Annotated in this window: 13 protein-coding genes; 10 read left to right on the top strand and 3 right to left on the bottom strand. The window is 54.5% G+C overall.

All coding sequences use genetic code 11. The annotated features are described in order from the left end of the window. Positions 1–21 precede the first annotated feature (21 nt). The 4 genes from folE2 to cbiE all read left to right on the top strand — a co-directional run bounded on the left by folE2 (position 22) and on the right by cbiE (position 3659). Complete coding sequence (folE2, locus tag BM322_RS03315) at positions 22–810, top strand: GTP cyclohydrolase FolE2 (RefSeq protein ID WP_075428495.1); 789 nt, start codon at positions 22–24, stop codon at positions 808–810. Between the two features lie 34 nt (positions 811–844). After that, entirely contained in the window at positions 845–1834 is a 990-nt protein-coding gene (locus BM322_RS03310; RefSeq protein WP_075428494.1) for a lysylphosphatidylglycerol synthase transmembrane domain-containing protein, read from the top strand. 80 nt (positions 1835–1914) lie between these two features. Next, positions 1915–3027, top strand: a complete 1113-nt coding sequence (gene cbiD / locus BM322_RS03305) for a cobalt-precorrin-5B (C(1))-methyltransferase CbiD (protein ID WP_075428493.1) — start codon at positions 1915–1917, stop codon at positions 3025–3027. Beyond that, positions 3009–3659: a precorrin-6y C5,15-methyltransferase (decarboxylating) subunit CbiE gene (gene cbiE / locus BM322_RS03300; RefSeq protein ID WP_075428492.1), complete on the top strand. Its 651-nt coding sequence runs from the start codon at positions 3009–3011 to the stop codon at positions 3657–3659. Before cbiD ends, cbiE begins: the two co-directional genes overlap by 19 nt. Before the next feature lie 5 nt (positions 3660–3664). Here cbiE and BM322_RS03295 read toward each other — a convergent pair whose 3' ends face one another. The 3 genes from BM322_RS03295 to BM322_RS03285 are packed head-to-tail and all read right to left on the bottom strand — an operon-like array spanning position 3665 to position 5740. Beyond that, on the bottom strand, positions 3665–4234 hold the full coding sequence (locus tag BM322_RS03295) for a chromate transporter (RefSeq protein ID WP_075428491.1): 570 nt from the start codon (positions 4232–4234) through the stop codon (positions 3665–3667). Positions 4235–4244: 10 nt separating this feature from the next. After that, entirely contained in the window at positions 4245–4832 is a 588-nt protein-coding gene (locus BM322_RS03290; protein WP_075428490.1) for a chromate transporter, read from the bottom strand. Continuing rightward, entirely contained in the window at positions 4814–5740 is a 927-nt protein-coding gene (locus tag BM322_RS03285) for a LysR family transcriptional regulator (protein WP_075428489.1), read from the bottom strand. Before BM322_RS03285 ends, BM322_RS03290 begins: the two co-directional genes overlap by 19 nt. Positions 5741–5965: 225 nt before the next feature. On the opposite strand from BM322_RS03285, the gene BM322_RS03280 reads away from it, so the two are divergent. The 6 genes from BM322_RS03280 (at position 5966) to addA (ending at position 17361) form a co-directional block, all read left to right on the top strand. After that, positions 5966–7411 carry a DUF438 domain-containing protein gene (locus BM322_RS03280; protein ID WP_075428488.1) on the top strand — a complete coding sequence of 482 codons (1446 nt, stop codon included), beginning with the start codon at positions 5966–5968 and terminating at the stop codon, positions 7409–7411. 87 nt (positions 7412–7498) lie between these two features. Continuing rightward, positions 7499–7942 carry an Hsp20 family protein gene (locus BM322_RS03275; RefSeq protein WP_075428487.1) on the top strand — a complete coding sequence of 148 codons (444 nt, stop codon included), beginning with the start codon at positions 7499–7501 and terminating at the stop codon, positions 7940–7942. Positions 7943–8071: 129 nt separating this feature from the next. Continuing rightward, complete coding sequence (locus BM322_RS03270; protein ID WP_075428486.1) at positions 8072–8860, top strand: protein-glutamate O-methyltransferase CheR; 789 nt, start codon at positions 8072–8074, stop codon at positions 8858–8860. A 64-nt stretch (positions 8861–8924) separates the two neighbouring features. Further along, positions 8925–9875, top strand: coding sequence for a phenylacetate--CoA ligase family protein (locus BM322_RS03265; RefSeq protein WP_318254515.1), 951 nt, complete (start codon positions 8925–8927; stop codon positions 9873–9875). Between the two features lie 72 nt (positions 9876–9947). Next, positions 9948–13544: a helicase-exonuclease AddAB subunit AddB gene (gene addB / locus BM322_RS03260; RefSeq protein ID WP_075428484.1), complete on the top strand. Its 3597-nt coding sequence runs from the start codon at positions 9948–9950 to the stop codon at positions 13542–13544. Next, on the top strand, positions 13510–17361 hold the full coding sequence (addA, locus tag BM322_RS03255; protein ID WP_075428483.1) for a helicase-exonuclease AddAB subunit AddA: 3852 nt from the start codon (positions 13510–13512) through the stop codon (positions 17359–17361). Before addB ends, addA begins: the two co-directional genes overlap by 35 nt. The last annotated feature ends 187 nt before the right edge of the window (positions 17362–17548 follow it).

Raw genomic sequence — 17548 nt, 5'->3', positions numbered from 1 at the left:
ATGAAACGAGGAGAATCTGAAATGCAGGACGTACAGAGCCGGGAGGATGCCCGGGGAATCGCAATCCAGCGTGTCGGCATCAAGGATGCACATCTGCCGTTCCTCATCAAGACGAAGGATGGCGGTTTCCAGCAGGTACTGGCTCGCATCCGGTTTACGGTTTCCCTGCCCAGTGAATACAAGGGCACGCATATGAGCCGTTTTCTGGAGATCTTGATGCCTTGGAGCCAGAAACCATTGGCTGAGCCTGAAATCGATAAGATGCTCGCTGAGGCCCTGGAACATCTCGATGCCCAGTCGGCAGAGGTAGAGCTGGCCTTCAAATATTTCGTGGACAAGACGGCGCCGGTCAGCGGCAAGAAATCGGTGCTCGATCTTGACTGCTGTTTTACGGGACGCAAACAAAGGGGGGGCGAGCTGGAGTTCCAGCTCGGTGTTGAGGTGCCGTTCACTTCTCTTTGTCCATGCAGTAAGGAAATCTCGCAATACGGGGCGCATAATCAGCGCTCGGTCGCACGTATCCAGCTGCGTTTCCAGCCTGGTGTGGATTGCATCTACATCGAAAATCTGGCGGCGCTTACGGAAAAGCAGGGCTCGTCACCAATCTATCCGTTGCTCAAGCGTGAGGATGAGAAGTTCGTGACTGAGGCGGCCTATGAGAATCCGAAATTTGTCGAGGATATCCTGCGGGATATCGTCCTCGCCTTGCGGGGAATCGCAGGTCTCGCGTGGTTCTCGGTTGAGTGTGAGAACTATGAGTCGATACATAATCACAGCGCCTTTGCGGCACATGAGGAAAACTTGGTTTAAATGAGAATTACAACTATCCTAAGGGACGGTTTGCATGAATAAGTTTTATAAGCGGTTCCTGTTCTTGATCCTGCTCGTCGTCGTGATATCCGGCATCGTCATCTATTCGACTGTCGATATCCACACGCTGCGGAATCTGGACAAATTCCAACCGTGGTCGATTGCATTGGCGGTGTTTGCTGTTGGTCTGGGCATGTTCTTTGATGGCAGCCGGCTGATGCATATGGTAAAAATTTCAAATGAGAAGATAACCTTGTACCAGGCGGTACAGGTTATTTTCGGCAACTACTTCTTGGCACTTTTGACACCAGGGGCGACTGGCGGCGCTGTGGCCCAGCTGATGTTCCTGCGCCATGCGGGGGTGCCGACGGGCAAGGCGACGGTGCTGGTCATCGTGCGCACCCTGTTGTCCATCCTGTTCCTAGTGGTCTGCATGCCGTTTATCTTCCTGCATGATGCAGGCATCATTCCCGGTGTGTCGAATGAGACCTTGATGGGCATAACGCTGACGGCTTTCGCGGTCATCCTGGCTATCATCCTTGGCGCTAGACGCGGCTATCTTGACTATGTGGTGGTCAAATGCTCTAAGCGCATGAAGAATGAGAAGCGGCGCAAGCTGTTTGCTTTTTATCGTGATACCAAGAGCGCCATCAATCTGCTGTCACAAGCGCCAAAGTGCATGCTGCTGGTGTTCATCGAGTCGGGACTGAACCTGCTCTGCATTTATGCGATAGTGCCTTGCCTGCTGCTGGGGCTGGGGGTGACGGATGCTGACTGGTATACGGTCATGGGGCGCATGATATTCCTGAACATGCTGCTCTATTTCACGCCGACGCCAGGGGGCTCGGGCATCGCCGAAGGCGGTTTCGTGCTGCTGTTCAGCGAGACGGTCCCGGCTGGTACTGTAGGCATTGTCGCGGTTTGCTGGCGGCTGATTGCCGAATACATCCCGTTCTTGATCGGTCTTTATTATACGCTTACGGTATTTGGCCGTGACTTCCTCAACAGGCAGTTGAACAAGTAAAAGAAAACAGCCCCGCTGGTATGTCAAGCCTTACCGGCGGGGCTGTTTCAGTGGAATAGATACTGGAGAAGGTGAATCTTGTGGCAAAAGAATTGCGTAGCGGTTATACGACTGGTGCCTGTGCGGCAGCAGGCGTCAAGGCGGCATTGCTGTATGCAGCCGGAGAAAGCTGGCAGGAGGTAGAGCTCACAGCACTCGATGGCACTAAGCTGACGATTCCTGTCAAGGCTGTTGAGAAGACAGCCGCAGGGCTGAAGGCTGAGGTCGTGAAGTTTTCGGGGGATGATCCTGATATCACGAACGGAGTGTCGGTATTTACTCAGGTGCGGCATCTGACTGGCGCAAAAGAGGAAATCATATTCCGGGCTGGTGAGGGCATCGGCACTGTGACGAAACCTGGCCTATCGGTGCCGGTGGGAGAGCCGTCCATCAATCCCGGGCCGCGGCAGCTTATCCGCAATGTTGTGGCTGAGGTGCTGGGCAAGGAGACGATACCGCTTGAGGTCACGATCTCGATTCCGGCTGGTGTAGAGCTGGCGCGGCAGACACTTAACCCGATCCTTGGTGTTGAGGGCGGCATCTCAATCATCGGCACTACTGGTGTCCTGCGGCCGATGTCCGAGGAAGGGTTCAAGAATTCGCTGGTGCCGCAGATCGATGTGGCGAAGGCAACCGGTTTTAAGGACCTGATCTTTGTGCCGGGCAAGATTGGCGAACGCATTGCGACTGGCTGGAATCTGCCAGCAGCAGCTATGGTGCAGACGAGCAACTTCATCGGGTTCATGCTTGAGGCGGCAGCCGAACGTGGGATAGAACGGATCCTGTTGTTTGGCCATATCGGCAAGCTCAGCAAGGTGGCCGCCGGTGTTTTCTACACCCATAACCGCATTGCCGATGGCCGGTTGGAGACGATGGCGGCCTATGGGGCAGCGGCAGGTCTGCCGCAAGATGGAGTACAGGCACTATTGGCCGCCAATACGACGGAGGATGCACTGGTCGTGCTGCAGCAGGCGGGACTACAGGAAAAGGTATGTCAAAAGCTGGCGGAGCGCGCAAGCTTGCGCGCTGAGCGCTATCTGTTCCAGAAGCTGAAAGTCGGTACCGTCATGGTGACCTTGAGCGGCGAGCTTTTAGGCATGGATGCGACAGCCAAAGAAATCGGGGAGGGATATGGATGGAAACTGCCACAGTGAGACATAAGATCATCGTAGCCGGCATTGGCCCAGGCAATCCGGATTACATGGTGCCGTTGGCCAGTAAGGCGATTGCAGCAGCCAAGGCCCTAGTCGGTGGCAAACGTGCTTTAGCCCAGTTCGCTGCTAAAGCATCAACGGAGCAGAAGACCATGGCTGTCACGCGGGATATCGAAGGCGTCATGGCCTTTATTGCTCAGGAACTTGCCAGCCATGATGTGGTCGTCATGGTTTCGGGAGATCCCGGCTATTATTCGCTGCTCGATGCATTGCGCCGCAATTTTCCTGTGGAGCAGATCGCGGTGATTCCTGGCATCAGCGCGATGCAGTTGGCCTTTGCGCGGCTGGCCCTTCCTTGGCATGATGCCCGTCTCGTGAGCTTTCACGGGCGGCGCCCGGCAGATACTGCCCTGCGCTATGCGCCGGGCACTGTGATCGGGATGCTGACTGATGGCCAGTATACCTCTAAAACAATACCACCCCTGCTGATTGAGCAGGGGTGGCCCCAAGATGCCAAGCTGCATATCTGTATGCGGCTGTCCTATGAAGATGAGGAAGTACGGACGGTAAGCCTCGGGGAGGCTGCCTCCTTGCCCGCTTATGCCAGCGGCATACTGATTGTTGAGGGGTGAGGGAATCAGAGGAATTCGCGTGCGACGCCAAGCAGCAGGCCGATGATTCCTGTTCCCGCAAGGATGCGGATGACACCAATCTTGCGGCGGACGGCGACGAGGGAACCGGCGAGGATCAGTACGCCAATCGGATCGATCGTGGTGAGGTCGGCGGGCAGTGTCTCGGTGTTCCAGAGCGCCAGTACCACAAAGCTGATGCCAGCAGCCGCAATCAGAGCAACGACGGCCGGACGCAGGCCGTTGAGGACGCCGCGGATCGCGCCGATATCGCCGTAGCTGAAAAACAGGCGCGTGAGGGCGATGCCGATGATAAGGGATGGAGTACAGAATCCAACTGTGGCGCAGACCGCTCCGGGAAAGCCAGCAATCTTCTGGCCAGCAAAGGTCGCGGCATTGATGCCAATGGGGCCTGGTGTCATCTGGGAAATCGTGAAGATATCGACAAACTCGCTGAGACTCATCCAGTGGTAAGTGTCGACGACGGCGGCCTGGATCAGTGGCATGGAGGCGTAGCCGCCGCCTACGCAGAAGATGGCGACTTTGGCGAATTCCCAAAACAAGAGCAAGTATATCATGATGTCCTCCTTATTTGCTGTACTCGGTGCCGCGCAGGAACAGCAGTCCGATGATGCCATCGATGATGACGAGCAGCATGATGTTGACGGCAAAGAAGAAATTGGCTAGGAATGTTCCGGCGATGATAAATAGCGGCAGCAACAATTTCTTCTTGAACTGTTTTTTGAGCAGGTCGATGGCGACGTTGACGATCAGGGCCGTCGCACCGCACTGCATGCCTTTCAAGGCATAGCGTACATAGGGATTGCTGGCGAACCAGTCGTAGGCACAGGAGATGGCTGACAGGGTGATAAGCGGCGGCAGGATGGTGGCTGACAGGGCGGTAAGAGCGCCTGCCAGGCCGGCCATGCGGTAGCCGAGGATGATCGAGGCATTGACGGCGACAACACCGGGCATCGATTGGGCGATGGAAACGAGATTCAAGGTTTCCTTATCGTTAAGCCAGCCATACTCGTCGACGTATTTAGCGCGCAGCAATGGAATGATGACAAAGCCGCCGCCCACGGTGAAGGCGCTGATAAGGAAAGTGGATTGGAAGAGTTTCCAATAGAAATGGGGACAAGCGGCAGCAACTGATTTCAATTCTTCGTTGGACATAGTTGTTCCTCCTGAGTGGCCTTGTGGTCTTGTCTGGATGGTGAGGCTCCGAGAGCCGCCAGGAATTTTTCGCCGATACTGGAAAGGTAGCGGTTGCGCCGCCAGATGACGGCAATGCGGGTGACCAGTGCGTCAGCCGCTATTTTTTTTATATGGAGTTGCTCGTGGGCAGCAAGATTGACTGCTGAGGCAGGGACGATGGCAATGCCAAGGCCGGCGTTGGCCCATAGGACCGTGGTGCGGGCATCGTCGTTGCGGCAATAGATAGTGGGCGCGATATTCTGGGCGGCAAAGGCATCAGCCAGCACTTGGCTAAAACGGCGGTAGATGATGAGTGGGCGCTCATTAAGTTCAGCAAGGTCAATGGTATCACGCTCCGGGCACCAGTCAAAGGCGTCTGTCATGGCAGCAACCATTGGCTCAGCGGCAAGGTAAGCGCAATTGAAGGGAGTTGCATTGAAGGGGGTGCGGACGATGCCGATTTCGATGACGCCTTTTTCAAGCAGCTCAATGAGCTGATAGGTGTTGGCATCATAAATCTCGAAATGGACGTCACGGTATTCCTGTTGGAACTGCTGCAGGCCAGGACTTAACAGGATGCTGCCCGAAGAAGAGATGGTGCCGATGGAAAGCGTGCCGCGCAGGCCCTGGCAGAGGTCAGCAATCTCGCGGCTCGTCGAATCGGCCATGGCGAGCAGTTGTTGCGCCCGGCGGGCCAGCAGACGCCCTGCATCGGTCAATTCGATATGATGGGGGCCGCGTTTGAAGAGTTCAGTTCCCAGCTCAGATTCCAGCATCTTCATCTGCTGTGACAGCGGGGGCTGGGCCATATGGAGTTTTTTGGCCGCAGCGGTAATCTGCCGTTCATCGACGACAGTCAGGAAATACTTTAGCTGCTTGAGGTCCATAGCGATAGAATATCCTCTCTATACTTATTTTATATATATCACCTAAGGGTGATATTTTTTTCATATACTAATGCGACACTGATATCATAAACCTCTGGGAAAAAAAATGCAAGTGCTCGTGGCGTAATCGTCCTTCAGGAAGTGTAACCGATGCAACAGACGATGGGGAAGCGGCAGGTTATAATAAAAGCAAGATGAATGATATGTGGGGAAGAAGGAGCCATTATGAAAAAAATCGATTTGAACCTCACGGTGGGGGAACTGGTAAATACATATCCAGAGTTGCGGGCTATCCTTGCAGAGCTGGGCTTTGATAAGATCATGAGTCCACTGGCCCTCAAGGCGATGGGAAATATCATGACTTTGCCGCGCGGGGCTGCTGTCAAGGGTGTGCCGCTGGAGAAAGTCGTTGCTGCTTTACAGGCCAATGATTTTATGGTTGTGGGCTATGACGAGGACGAAGAGCGCAAGGCAAAATTGCGCAGCTATATCGAGCGGCTGAGTCAGGGCGAAGCGCTCGAGTCTGTGCGGGCGGAGTTTGTCAGCGAGTTTGCCAGTGTATCAGCACTGGAAATCGCGACGGCGGAGCAGGAGCTCATCAAGAGTGGCGTGCCACTGCAACATGTGCAGAAACTCTGCGATGTGCATTCGGCGATGTTTCATGGATGTACAGAGACGGAAGTCTTGAAAGAAGGGCTTAAGGCACAGGCGGCAAAGATGGAGGATTTAGCGGGCAGCGATTTGCCGGCAGGTCATCCGCTGAGCCTGCTAAGGGCGGAGAATGAAGGAATGGAGAAGGTTCTTGACATCATCACCGCCCAATGTGAGAGCGGTGCACCGGATGCAGCGGTGGTGGTTAAGGCCCTGGTGGACTTCAATGGCGTGCGCGCGCATTATGCCAAGAAAGAAGAGCTGCTGATGCCGCTGCTCTACAATTATGGTGTGACGGGGCCAGCGCAGGTCATGTGGGGTGTCGATGATGAAATCAAGAAAGAACTTGGCACCCTGACGCGGGCGATAAAAGAGGATGCGGATAATGTGATGATCTATAAGGGGCGTATCGCTGCTTTGGCTCAGCGCACGCGGGAGATGATCTACAAGGAAGAGCGCATCCTGTTTCCGCTTTGCCTGCGGTATTTTACGGCGGAGGAATGGAAACGCATCTATCGCGATTTCCCCGAGATGGGCATTGCCTTTGTGGAGAAACCGCCAATCTGGCCAGAGGGCGAGGCCTGGGCTGAGGCTGAGATGGCCCGTGTCAGCGAGCAGGAAATCCTTGCTGGCAGGATCCAGCTGCCCACCGGGGAGCTTACGGTCAAGCAGCTGCGGGCGATGTTTTCCTTGCTGCCTGTAGACATCACATTCATTGACGAACAGGATAAGCTGCGGTTCTTTATCAACGAGGGCAACATTTTCCCTCGACCCAAAGCAGCGTTGGGCCGCGAGGTCTACGAGTGTCATCCGCCGCAGATCGTACCCGTTGTTCGCAACCTGCTGGCGGATTTCAAGGCAAAGAAGCGTGACAGTCTGGAAGTGGCGCGCTACATCATGGGCAAACCTGTCATGGTGAAATATATGGCTGTCTACGATCAGGCTGGCAGCTATATCGGCACGGTGGAAGTCGTGCAGGATTGCAGTCATATCCTCGCGAAGTTTCCCCCACGCATATAGTCACTGACGCGAATCTTGAAAAATTCAGAAAACGCCTCTATAATAGAACTGACAGAAAAACTCAGTCTATATATGGAGGCGATTTTTATGTTCCGGACGATACCATTTAACCTGCGGGAAAACGCTGAGCGTGGACGCGAAGTGCTGGAGAAGGCTTTGGAGTTTATGGCCGACCAGCCGTTTAATCCGATGGGGCGGGTCAGCAGTGCACTGTCGCCGTTCCGTGTCGATGTCATTGATACCGAGACGGCCTATGAGCTGTTTGCCGAACTGCCTGGCTTCTATAAGGAACAGATCAACGTCTCGTATGATGAGCATAATTATCTGCGTATCCGGGCGGAACGGCCGGAAAGTGAATCGCAGCTCAAATACCTGTGCCATGAACGCCGCACTGGTGAATATGAGCGGACTTTCCTGATCGATGGCATCAAGGAAGAAGATGTCAGTGTCTCGTATGAGAACGGCATCTTGCATATCATCATGCCAAAAGAACAGGCCAAAGACAATCGTACCGTATTTGATATCGACTAAAATATTTTTTCCCTCCCATGGCCAGCAGCAGGATTTTTCTAGGATAGCGGGAATACTATATAGTAATGAGATGTAGCAACGGGAGACTGCTAGTGGGCAGTCAGGCAGAGGAAATAGGAGGGAAGACCCATGATGGATGAAAAAGATTGGGTGGAATTCAAGAGAAAGTTGAAAGCTAAGACGGAAATTGACCTTGACCTGTACAAGGAACCACAGATGAAACGCCGTATCGGCAATCTGGTTACGCGGGCAGGCATGGATTCCTATAGTGCGTATTTTGACAATGCGGCCAAGGATAAGGATGATTTTGCGGCTTTTATCGAATATCTGACGATCAACGTTTCGGAGTTTTTCCGCACGCCAGAGAAATTTGGTAAGCTGGAAACTGATGTCATTCCGGACCTGCTCAAGCGGTCGCCGAAACTCAATATCTGGAGCGCTGGCTGCTCGATTGGTGCTGAGCCCTATTCCCTGGCTATCATCATGAAAGAGATGACGCCGAATACGCGCCACCGCATCCTAGCTTCGGATCTTGATGTTGAGATCCTGGCCAAGGCAAAACGCGGTATCTATACGGATAACGAGATCAAGGCCATGACGCCGCAGCGTCGTGCCCAGTATTTTGATAAGGTGGATGGTGACAAGTTTGCAGTCAAGCAGGAAATCAAGAGCTGCATCGAGTTCAAACGTCACAATCTGTTGAAGGATAAGTTCGAAGAGGGCTTTGACCTGATCCTTTGCCGTAATGTAGTCATCTACTTTACCGAGGAAGCCAAAGACCAGCTGTATGCAAACTTTTTCAAGGCACTCAAGCCAGGTGGTATCCTCTTTGTCGGTGCTACTGAGGCAATCCTCAATTTCCGCAAATTGGGGTATACCAGCTTCCAGCCGTTCTTCTATCAGAAACCGTTGGGGTAAGCCGGAAATAGCAAATAGAGTTGAACGGAGCTAAGTCATGTACGCGAATCAGCAGATCGAACAATTGGATAGAGAAAAGTTGCGCGACTTGCAGCTGGAACGGCTGAAAAAGCAATTGAAATGGACGCTGGAAAAGAGCTTTTTCTATCAAAAGCAGTTTGAGGAAAAAGGTGTATCCTATGAGGATGTGCAAAGCTTGGCGGACATTGCGAAACTGCCGTTCCTGGAAAAGAATATGCTGTATCGTGTTGATTCGCTCGACATTTTGACGATGCCGCTTTCAGGAATCCTGCGCTTCAATGTGATGCAGCAGGAGACCGGTGAGATAACGAAGTTCTATACGAATGGGGATATCGCGCATAATGTTGAGATGATGACACGCTGCCTGGTGGCTGCTGGCATCACCAATGCGTCGGTTGTCGCCCTGCAGGGAGACCTGTCGGACAGCCGACTGCTCGATATCCAGTATGCGCTTGAGATGATTGGCTCGACGGTGGTGCCGATGGGCACAGATTACCGGCAGTGGCTGCGGCTCATGGAGCTCATGAGCATGGATACCCTGGTCAGCACGCCACAGCTTATCATGCAGCTGATCATCCAGCTGCAGGCGACAGGCAAGAACATCGTGGATTATCCGCTGAGCCGCGTGATCTGCTGTAATACTCAGGGCGTGCAGAACCCTATGCAGCGTCATATCCAGGAGCGGACCAAGGCACAGGTATTCAACCTTTATGAGCCAGCTGAGCTTGGGACTGCAGGCATACTTTTCCAATGTGAGGCACATAATGGCTATCATATCCAGGAGGATTATTATTACCCGGAGATCGTGGCGTTCAACAGCGATCAAGTCATATCAGAGCCGCATCAGATGGGTGAGCTGGTTATCACCAGCCTCATGAATGAGGCGATGCCGCTTATCCGCTATCGTACGGGTCAGGCCGTCATGGTGGAGGAAGAGGCTTGCAGCTGCGGACGTACGCTGTGCCGTGTTACGACACCGTTCTCTTTTATGTGAGTGAAAGGGACATATTCCCCGAGGGGAATATGTCCTTTCTTTTATGACAGGCATGGATAAAGGCAGGTTATCATGACAGCAAAGTTAGATTTCATCATCGGCCGTGCGGGTACAGGCAAGACACAGACATGCCTGACGGCGATGCGCGAAAAGATGCAGCGCGACCCTTTGGGGCCGGCGCTGTTCTTGCTCTTGCCCGAGCATATGACGTATAAGGTGGAGCGCGAGCTTGCGGCATCGATGCCGCAGGGCCAGGGATTTTTCCGCGCCTATGTATTCGGCTTTCGCCGTTTCGCCCGCCAAATCCTCATGGAGACAGGCGGGGCGTATACACCGCGCATCAGCGAGGTCGGACGCCGGTTGCTGCTGCGCAAGCTGCTTGTGAGGCATCAGAAGGCCAAGGATCTCACGGTGTTTGCCCGAGCGGCCCGGCAGCGTGGCTTTACGGCAAGCCTGTCGGAGGCTATCAAGGAGATCAAGAGCTATCGGCTGACGACTGATGTGCTGCGCATGGCAGGCAGCCGTCTGGATGAACACAGCAGCCGCTTGGCGGGCAAACTCAAGGAGCTCTCCCTGCTGACTGATGAATTTGCCGCTGCCATGCAGGGCAAGGCCAATGATGCCGAAGACATGATGACACTGCTGGCAGAGCAGCTGCCCCAGGCTGAGCTCATGCATGGGGCCGAGGTGTGGATCGATGGCTTTATCTTCTTCAATCCGCAGGAAATGATGGTGCTGGCAGCGCTGCTGCAAACAGCAGCGGCTGTGCATATTACCCTGCCCATGCAGGGGGAACTGCTGGCGGATGGGCGCGTGAATCTGCAGCTGCCAGAGAACCAGCAGGAGACTGGGCTGTTCCAACGGTCGTACCGGACTATGGAAAATATCGTCCGTCTGATGCGGGAGCTTTCAAGGAGCAGCGCAGATGCCAGCTATCCAGTAACGCTTTTGACAGGGAATCGGCGCACAGACTCACAGGTCCTGCAGCAGGTAGAGAAGAACCTGTTTGCTGCTGGCGGTGCTTCGCTGGTGGAAGGTCAGGGGCTTAAGATCGTGGAGGCAGCTAATCGCAGGCTCGAGGTGGAAGTCGTGGCGGCGGATATCCTGCGGCTGGTTCGGGAGGAAGGATGCCGATATCGGGATATCGGTGTGCTGATCCGGGCCGAAGAGGCCTATGATGAGGTGCTGCAGCTCGTATTCCGGGATTATGGAATACCGTTCTTCGCGGACAGCAAGCGGCCGAGTATCCATCATCCATTGGCAGAACTCATGCGCTCTGTGCTGGAAGTGGTCGTGAAGGGCTGGCGGTATGAAACGGTATTCCGCTGCCTGCGTACAGGATTCTTCCCGTTGGTCCGCGAGGACGTGGACAAACTCGAGAATTATGTGCTGGAGTTTGGGATTCGTGGTCGCAAGCGCTGGACCCAGGAAGAGGCATGGTCGTGGCATCGCCGCTACGATCTGGAGGATGATGAAGCAGCAATCGATGAGGCAGCGCAGCTTCGCTTGCTGCATATCGACAGCTTGCGCCGCCAGGCTGTGGCGTCATTGGCTGCCTTTGAGGATGAGGTCCGGGCGGCTAAGGATGTCCGGGCGCAGACGGAGGCAGTCTATCATCTGCTGGTGGGGCTTGAGGTGCCGCTGCATCTTGCCCAGTGGACTGAAATGGCTGAGCAGGAAGGGCGTCTGGCTGATGCGGCCGAACATCGGCAGATATGGGCAGGCAGTATCGCCCTGCTCGACCAGATCGTGGAGATCAGTGGACAGGACACCATGTCCCTGACGGATTTTGCCGCTGTGCTCAGTGATGGGCTTGATGCGTTGCAGATCTCGCTGATCCCGCCAGGGCTTGACTATGTGACCATCGCATCCTTCGATCAGAACAGTCTTGATAATACGCGGGCCGTGTATATCCTGGGGGCTAATGCTGGCATCATGCCACGGCACACGGCCGAGCAGGGCTTGTTCACAGATGCTGATCGGCTTCATATCGATGAGATCCTGGCCCAGCTGGACAAGGAAGGCATGGATGTGCAGGAGATATCACGCGGCGGCCGCGAGCGCAGTTTCGGTGAGAAGTTCCTGCTCTATCGCGGCTTCAACGAGGCGCGTGAGTATCTTTGGGTATCGTATGCGCTGGCTGATGCTGAAGGAAAAGGGCTGCAGCCATCAACGCTTGTCAGCCAGTTGCGCAAGCTCGTGCCGGCGGCCACGTTCCTGTCCATTCCGCTGGAGACCTTGGGGCGCAGCGATGACCTGCAGCTTTCGGCGGGACGGCCGGCACTGTCAGGACTCGTGAATGCCTTGCGTGGCCGCCGCGAAACTGGCGGCCGTGAGATGGAGCCGTTTTGGCAGGATGTCTACAACTGGGCTTTAAACCAAAAGGATTTGGAGCGGCCGTTGCAGCTGGCACTGTCAGGTCTGTTTGCCAAGACTGATGAAGAGCAGCTGCCGCCGGAACTGGCCAAGATGATATATCTGCGGGGCAAGAGCCTGCATGGCAGCGTGACGCAGTTTGAGAAGTTCCGCTCGTGTCCCTTTGCGCATTTTGCCAGTTATGGGCTCAAGCTGCAGGAACGCCGTGAATATCAGTTCCGTAATATGGATCTGGGGCAGCTGCTGCATGCCGTACTGCGTGCTTATGGTGAGCAGGTACGTGACCAGTATGCTGGCCGCTGGCAGGATGTACCGGCAGAGCGCCGCTTGGATCTTTGCCGGGAACTTGTGGATACATTGGCTCCGCGGCTGCAAAGCGAGATCCTGCTGAGCCGTGCCAATTACCGGCATCTCAAGCAACGTATCGCGGCAACGGCAAGCCAGTCGGTGGAGCAGCTTACCGCTTGGGCGGCGTTGTCGGAGTTCCAGCCGGCGTATTTCGAGCAGGCCTTCGGTCATGCGGGGGATATGGCGCAGCTGTCGCCGTTGCCGCTTGGCAATGGCTATCAGCTGTCCTTCAAGGGGCAGATTGACCGTCTTGATATCCATCAGGATAATCCATTCTTCCTGGTCATTGACTACAAGACGGGGCAGGCGGCCATCAATCTGTTTGAGGTTTACTATGGGCTCAAGCTGCAGCTGCTGGTCTATGTGCTGGTGGCACAGCAGCTCTTCCATCAGCAGGGCCAAGACCGTTTTCCCGCTGGCATGCTCTATGCGTTCTTGCAGAATCCGCTGATTGCGAGCGGGAAGCGCCTGTCCGAAGCAGAGCTGCAAAAGAAGGTAATGGCCGAATTGCGTATGCCTGGCTGGGTCCTGGCTGATGCGGAACTTGTTGACAGCATCGAAAAGGGGCTGGGGCATCTGAAGGTGAAGAAGAAAAAAGACGGCAGTTTTGATGATAATACCAAGAAGTATCATTATGTGCGCACGCAGAAGGAATTTGAACTGTTGCTTGCTTATGTCGACTATATTTTGCGGGATACAGGCCGTGAGATACTCGATGGTGTCATAAAAGCCAGCCCCTATCGCCTGCGGGAGCAGAAGAAGCGCACGGCCTGCAGATATTGCCTGTATAAGGATGTCTGCGGCTTCAATCCGGAATTGCCGGGCTGCGAATACCGCGAAATCGGTTGCAGCGATGAGGCGCAGATGGAGTGCCAGATGGCAAAGTGTATGGGAAGGGAGGATTTGCTCGATGGGATTCACGAAGGACCAACAGAAAGCCATTGATGTCCGCGACAAGAATATCCTCGTAGCGGCAGCAGCCGGTTCGGGAAAGACCCGCGTGTTGGTCGAGCGCATCATCAAGCAGTTGATGGAGCAGGAACTCAGCATCGATGAGCTATTGGTCGTGACGTTTACCAATGCAGCGGCGGCCGAGATGCGTGAGCGTATCGAAGGGGCCTTGCAGGAACGGCTGCTAGAGGAGACGAGTGCCGGGATGTCTGCCTGGCTGGAGCGGCAGTCGGTGCTGCTGACCGGGGCCGATATCTGTACCTTCCATTCATTCTGTCAGAAGGTCATCCGCCAGTACATTGATGTTATTGATGTAGATCCGCAGTTCCGCCTGGCCAGTGAGCAGGAAATGGTCCTGCTCAAGCGCGACGTGCTCGAAGAACTCTTGGAACAGCATTATGAGCGGCCGGAAAACGAAGCGGAACTTTCTCGTTGGGAAGGTTTCTTGTCGTTTGCCGATGACTATGGCGATGATAAGGGCGATGATAAGATATACGATGCAGTATTGAAGCTGTATGGATTTTGTCAGAGCCAGCCGTATCCAATTGCCTGGCTGCGTCAGCAACAGGAGCTTTTCCTGACAGCAGACAGCCTTATTGCAACGCCGTGGTTTAAGGCGATGTTGTCCACGGTCTGTCCGGAGCTAGATGCAATCATCCGAGAGTATGCTGCTCTGGCAGGAATAGTATCGGATGCGGCCCCTGCGGCATTGCAGGAGGAATGGCAGCCTTATGCTGCTGCGGTGCAGGAAGATGTGGAACAGCTCAAGGCAATCCGGGGGGCGTTGCGCAGCTGTGAGAAAAATCCGGCAGCAGGCTGTTTTGATGAGGTATGCCAATGTGTCGCTGACCTAAAGTGGAAGAATATCGGTGCAAAGATTTTCAAACCCTTGCAGGAAGATTATCCGGAAATCCGCGAAGCCTTTGATGCGGAGCGCAAGAAGCTGAAGAAACGTTTCAATGAAGGGCTCAAGGATCGTTACTTTTGTGAAAGTGAAGCCGGGAATATGGAGCGCATCAATCGTTGCGGCGAGGTCATTGTGCAGTATACGGAACTAGTCATTGATTTTATCGAGGCCCTGCAGGCGGCGAAAAAAGAGCGCAATATCCTCGACTTTAACGACCTCGAGCACTATGCGCTGGCAATCCTCTGTGGCGATGCGGCAAAGCTCATGCAGGCGGAGCCGGAATTCGTGCCGACGGAGGCGGCTTTGTCCCTGCGTGAGCAGTTCAAGGCAATCATGGTCGATGAGTACCAGGATACCAATGGTGTACAGGAGGCAATACTGAATCTCATTGCTCGTGAAGACAACCGGTTCACGGTAGGCGATGTCAAGCAGAGCATCTATCGGTTCCGCTTGGCAGATCCCTATCTGTTCCAGGCCAAATATGACAGTTATCCGGAACAGCCGCAGGCCGATGAACTGAATCAGCTGATCACGATGAAACAGAACTTCCGCAGCCGGGCAGAGGTGCTCGCGCCAATCAACTATATTTTTGATCAGGTCATGCGGCGGGATGCCGTCGAGATTGAATACGATGAGCGCAGCAAGCTGTATCCAGGGGCCAACTATCCCGCCCATGGAAATACCTTGCAAGGGCCACTGGAACTTGATCTCGTGCTGCAGGAGGCTGCGGAGGAGCAGCAGGTGCCTAAGAAGCAGATGGATGAGACAGCAGAGGATGGCGATAGTGAGGAGCTGGAAGGTTTTGACCTTGAGGCACAGCATATCGCCAGCCGCATCCAGCAGCTCATGCAGGCGGGGAAATTCGTCTATGATAAGGATGCTGACGGCTATCGGCCGTTGGAGCTGCGCGATATTGCTATCTTGCTGCGCGCCGTGCGTGGCAAGGCCAATATACTGCTCGAGACACTGCGCAAGAATGGCATTGCCGCTTATGCTGATGTGGATGGCGGTTACTTTGAGGCGACGGAGGTCAGGCTTGTCCTGGCATTACTGGCGATCATCGATAATGCACGGCAGGACATTCCCTTGGCGGCGGTATTGGCATCGCCAATCGGCGGCTTTTCCTGGGAGGAGATTGTCCGCATACGCATGTCGGCGGAAGATGGTGATCTCTACGATGGATTGCTGGCTAGTTTCTCGCCAGATACCGGATTGCCTGCGGAGCTTGCGGAGCGGACGTCAGCCTTTCAGCAGGAACTGGCTGCCTGGCGCAATTACGCCGTGAGCCACAGCGTGCCGGAACTCATCTGGATGCTGTTCCGTGAGACCGGCTACTATGATTATGTCGGTAGTCTCAAGGGCGGTCTTTTGCGGCAGGCGAATCTGCGCATGCTCGTTGACCGTGCGGCTGATTATGAACGCACGAATTACCGCGGCTTGTTCCGTTTCCTGCGGTTCATCGATGACCTGCGCAAGCGCGATACGGACCTTTCCGTGGCGCGGACGCTCGGGGCTAGTGAAAACGTCGTGCGCATCATGAGCATCCATAAGAGCAAGGGACTGGAGTTCCCTGTGGTTTTCGTGGCTGATATGGCCAAAGAGTTCAATCTGCAGGATACCAAGAAAAACTTCCTGATGCATCAGCAGCTAGGCATCGGCATAAAGCTCAGCGAGCGCTCGCGTGTCGGGCGGCAGATTTACAATACACTGCCCTGGCAGGCAATCGCTGATAAAATCGTCGCAGAGTCAAAGGCAGAGGAGATGCGTGTGCTGTACGTGGCAATGACAAGGGCCCGCGAAAAGCTCATCCTGACAGGTGTGCTGACGGCGTCGAAGGCTGACAAGGTACAAAAGAAATGGGGCAAATATCTGCAAAGTACTGACAGGCAGATGCCTGCGGCTTTTGTCCGGCAGGCGGCAAGCTATCTGGATTGGGTGGCACCTGCCATCATCCGCCATGCTGATGGCGAGGCTTTGCGGCAGTTCGTGGCTGATGAGGCTGATGGATATGCTGCCTTGGAGCTGGAGCCCGAGGCCCATTTTGCCGTGCAAGTCCTGAATGCTGCTGCTATCGGCATGCAGCACGAAGAGGAACTGCAGGATGACGAACTGCTGCGGGCAGCTGCTCTGGGGCAGCCCATGCCGGCAACGGAGAACAAGGAGCGTGTTGAGCACTGTCTCGCGTATCGTTATGATATGGGGGGACTCGATGAGGTGCCAGCCAAGCTGACGGTCACTGAGATCAAGCGACGCTTTGCCGTCGAAGAACTGCATGAGGATGACACAGAGCCTGGTACGATGCTGGTAAAGGCAGAAACTATGGACAAGGCGGTCCAGGCTGATTTTGACTGGCCACGGCCACAGTTCCTGCAGGAGGAGCGGCAGGGATTATCTGCAGCCGAGAAGGGCACCATCATGCATACCGTCATGCAGCATATCGATATCCATGGCGATATGAGTTTTGCCGGAATCCGGCAACAGCTGGTGGGGATGGAGCAGGCTGGAATCCTGCTGCCTGGCCAGAAGGATGTCGTTTATCTGAAAGGCATCCGCGATTTCGTGCAGTCGGCTGTCGGGCAGCGTCTGCGCAAGGCGAAGGATATCTGGCGTGAGCTGCCGTTTTCGCGTATGCTGCCAGCCAAGCGTTTCTATTCAGATGTGCAGTCACCGGATGAGAAAGTCTTCACACAGGGCGTCATTGACTTGCTGTTTGAGGAGGATGACGGTAGCCTCGTGCTGATCGACTATAAGACTGACCAGAATCCTGATCCTGAGCAGGCTTTGCGGCGCTATCAGGTACAGGTGGACCTCTACAGCGAAGCGGTAAAAGAAATCCTCCAACGTCCCGTCAAGGAGCGCTATCTCTATCTGCTGCGCAGCGGACAGATGGTGATGGTTCCGTAATGAGATAAAAAGCTACATTCAAAAAACAAGTGGCAAATGAAATGCCCGCGTAAGTCGGTATGAAAATGGCTTATGCGGGCTTTTTTACGTAAAATTGCAGTTTGTCTGTCAGTGCGAGATTACAATAAGCTTGCTACAGCTCAGCTTGGGTGAGGGTGGGTGCACTTTTTCTCCGCTCCGCTAAATG

Origin of the sequence: Selenomonas sp. GACV-9 (assembly GCA_900116485.1) — a bacterium.
In the GTDB taxonomy this organism is placed as follows: domain Bacteria; phylum Bacillota; class Negativicutes; order Selenomonadales; family Selenomonadaceae; genus Selenomonas_A; species Selenomonas_A ruminantium_G.
This window is presented reverse-complemented; position numbering and strand designations above follow the sequence as displayed.

What these genes read in the sequence shown, in the direction of transcription:
- addA (WP_075428483.1), top strand. Translation starts at nt 13,510, where the DNA reads ATGGGATTCACGAAGGACCAACAGAAAGCCATTGATGTCCGCGACAAG.
- cbiE (WP_075428492.1), top strand. Translation starts at nt 3,009, where the DNA reads ATGGAAACTGCCACAGTGAGACATAAGATCATCGTAGCCGGCATTGGC.
- BM322_RS03285 (WP_075428489.1), bottom strand. Translation starts at nt 5,740, where the DNA reads ATGGACCTCAAGCAGCTAAAGTATTTCCTGACTGTCGTCGATGAACGG.
- BM322_RS03290 (WP_075428490.1), bottom strand. Translation starts at nt 4,832, where the DNA reads ATGTCCAACGAAGAATTGAAATCAGTTGCTGCCGCTTGTCCCCATTTC.
- BM322_RS03310 (WP_075428494.1), top strand. Translation starts at nt 845, where the DNA reads ATGAATAAGTTTTATAAGCGGTTCCTGTTCTTGATCCTGCTCGTCGTC.
- BM322_RS03270 (WP_075428486.1), top strand. Translation starts at nt 8,072, where the DNA reads ATGATGGATGAAAAAGATTGGGTGGAATTCAAGAGAAAGTTGAAAGCT.
- BM322_RS03275 (WP_075428487.1), top strand. Translation starts at nt 7,499, where the DNA reads ATGTTCCGGACGATACCATTTAACCTGCGGGAAAACGCTGAGCGTGGA.
- BM322_RS03280 (WP_075428488.1), top strand. Translation starts at nt 5,966, where the DNA reads ATGAAAAAAATCGATTTGAACCTCACGGTGGGGGAACTGGTAAATACA.
- addB (WP_075428484.1), top strand. Translation starts at nt 9,948, where the DNA reads ATGACAGCAAAGTTAGATTTCATCATCGGCCGTGCGGGTACAGGCAAG.
- BM322_RS03295 (WP_075428491.1), bottom strand. Translation starts at nt 4,234, where the DNA reads ATGATATACTTGCTCTTGTTTTGGGAATTCGCCAAAGTCGCCATCTTC.
- folE2 (WP_075428495.1), top strand. Translation starts at nt 22, where the DNA reads ATGCAGGACGTACAGAGCCGGGAGGATGCCCGGGGAATCGCAATCCAG.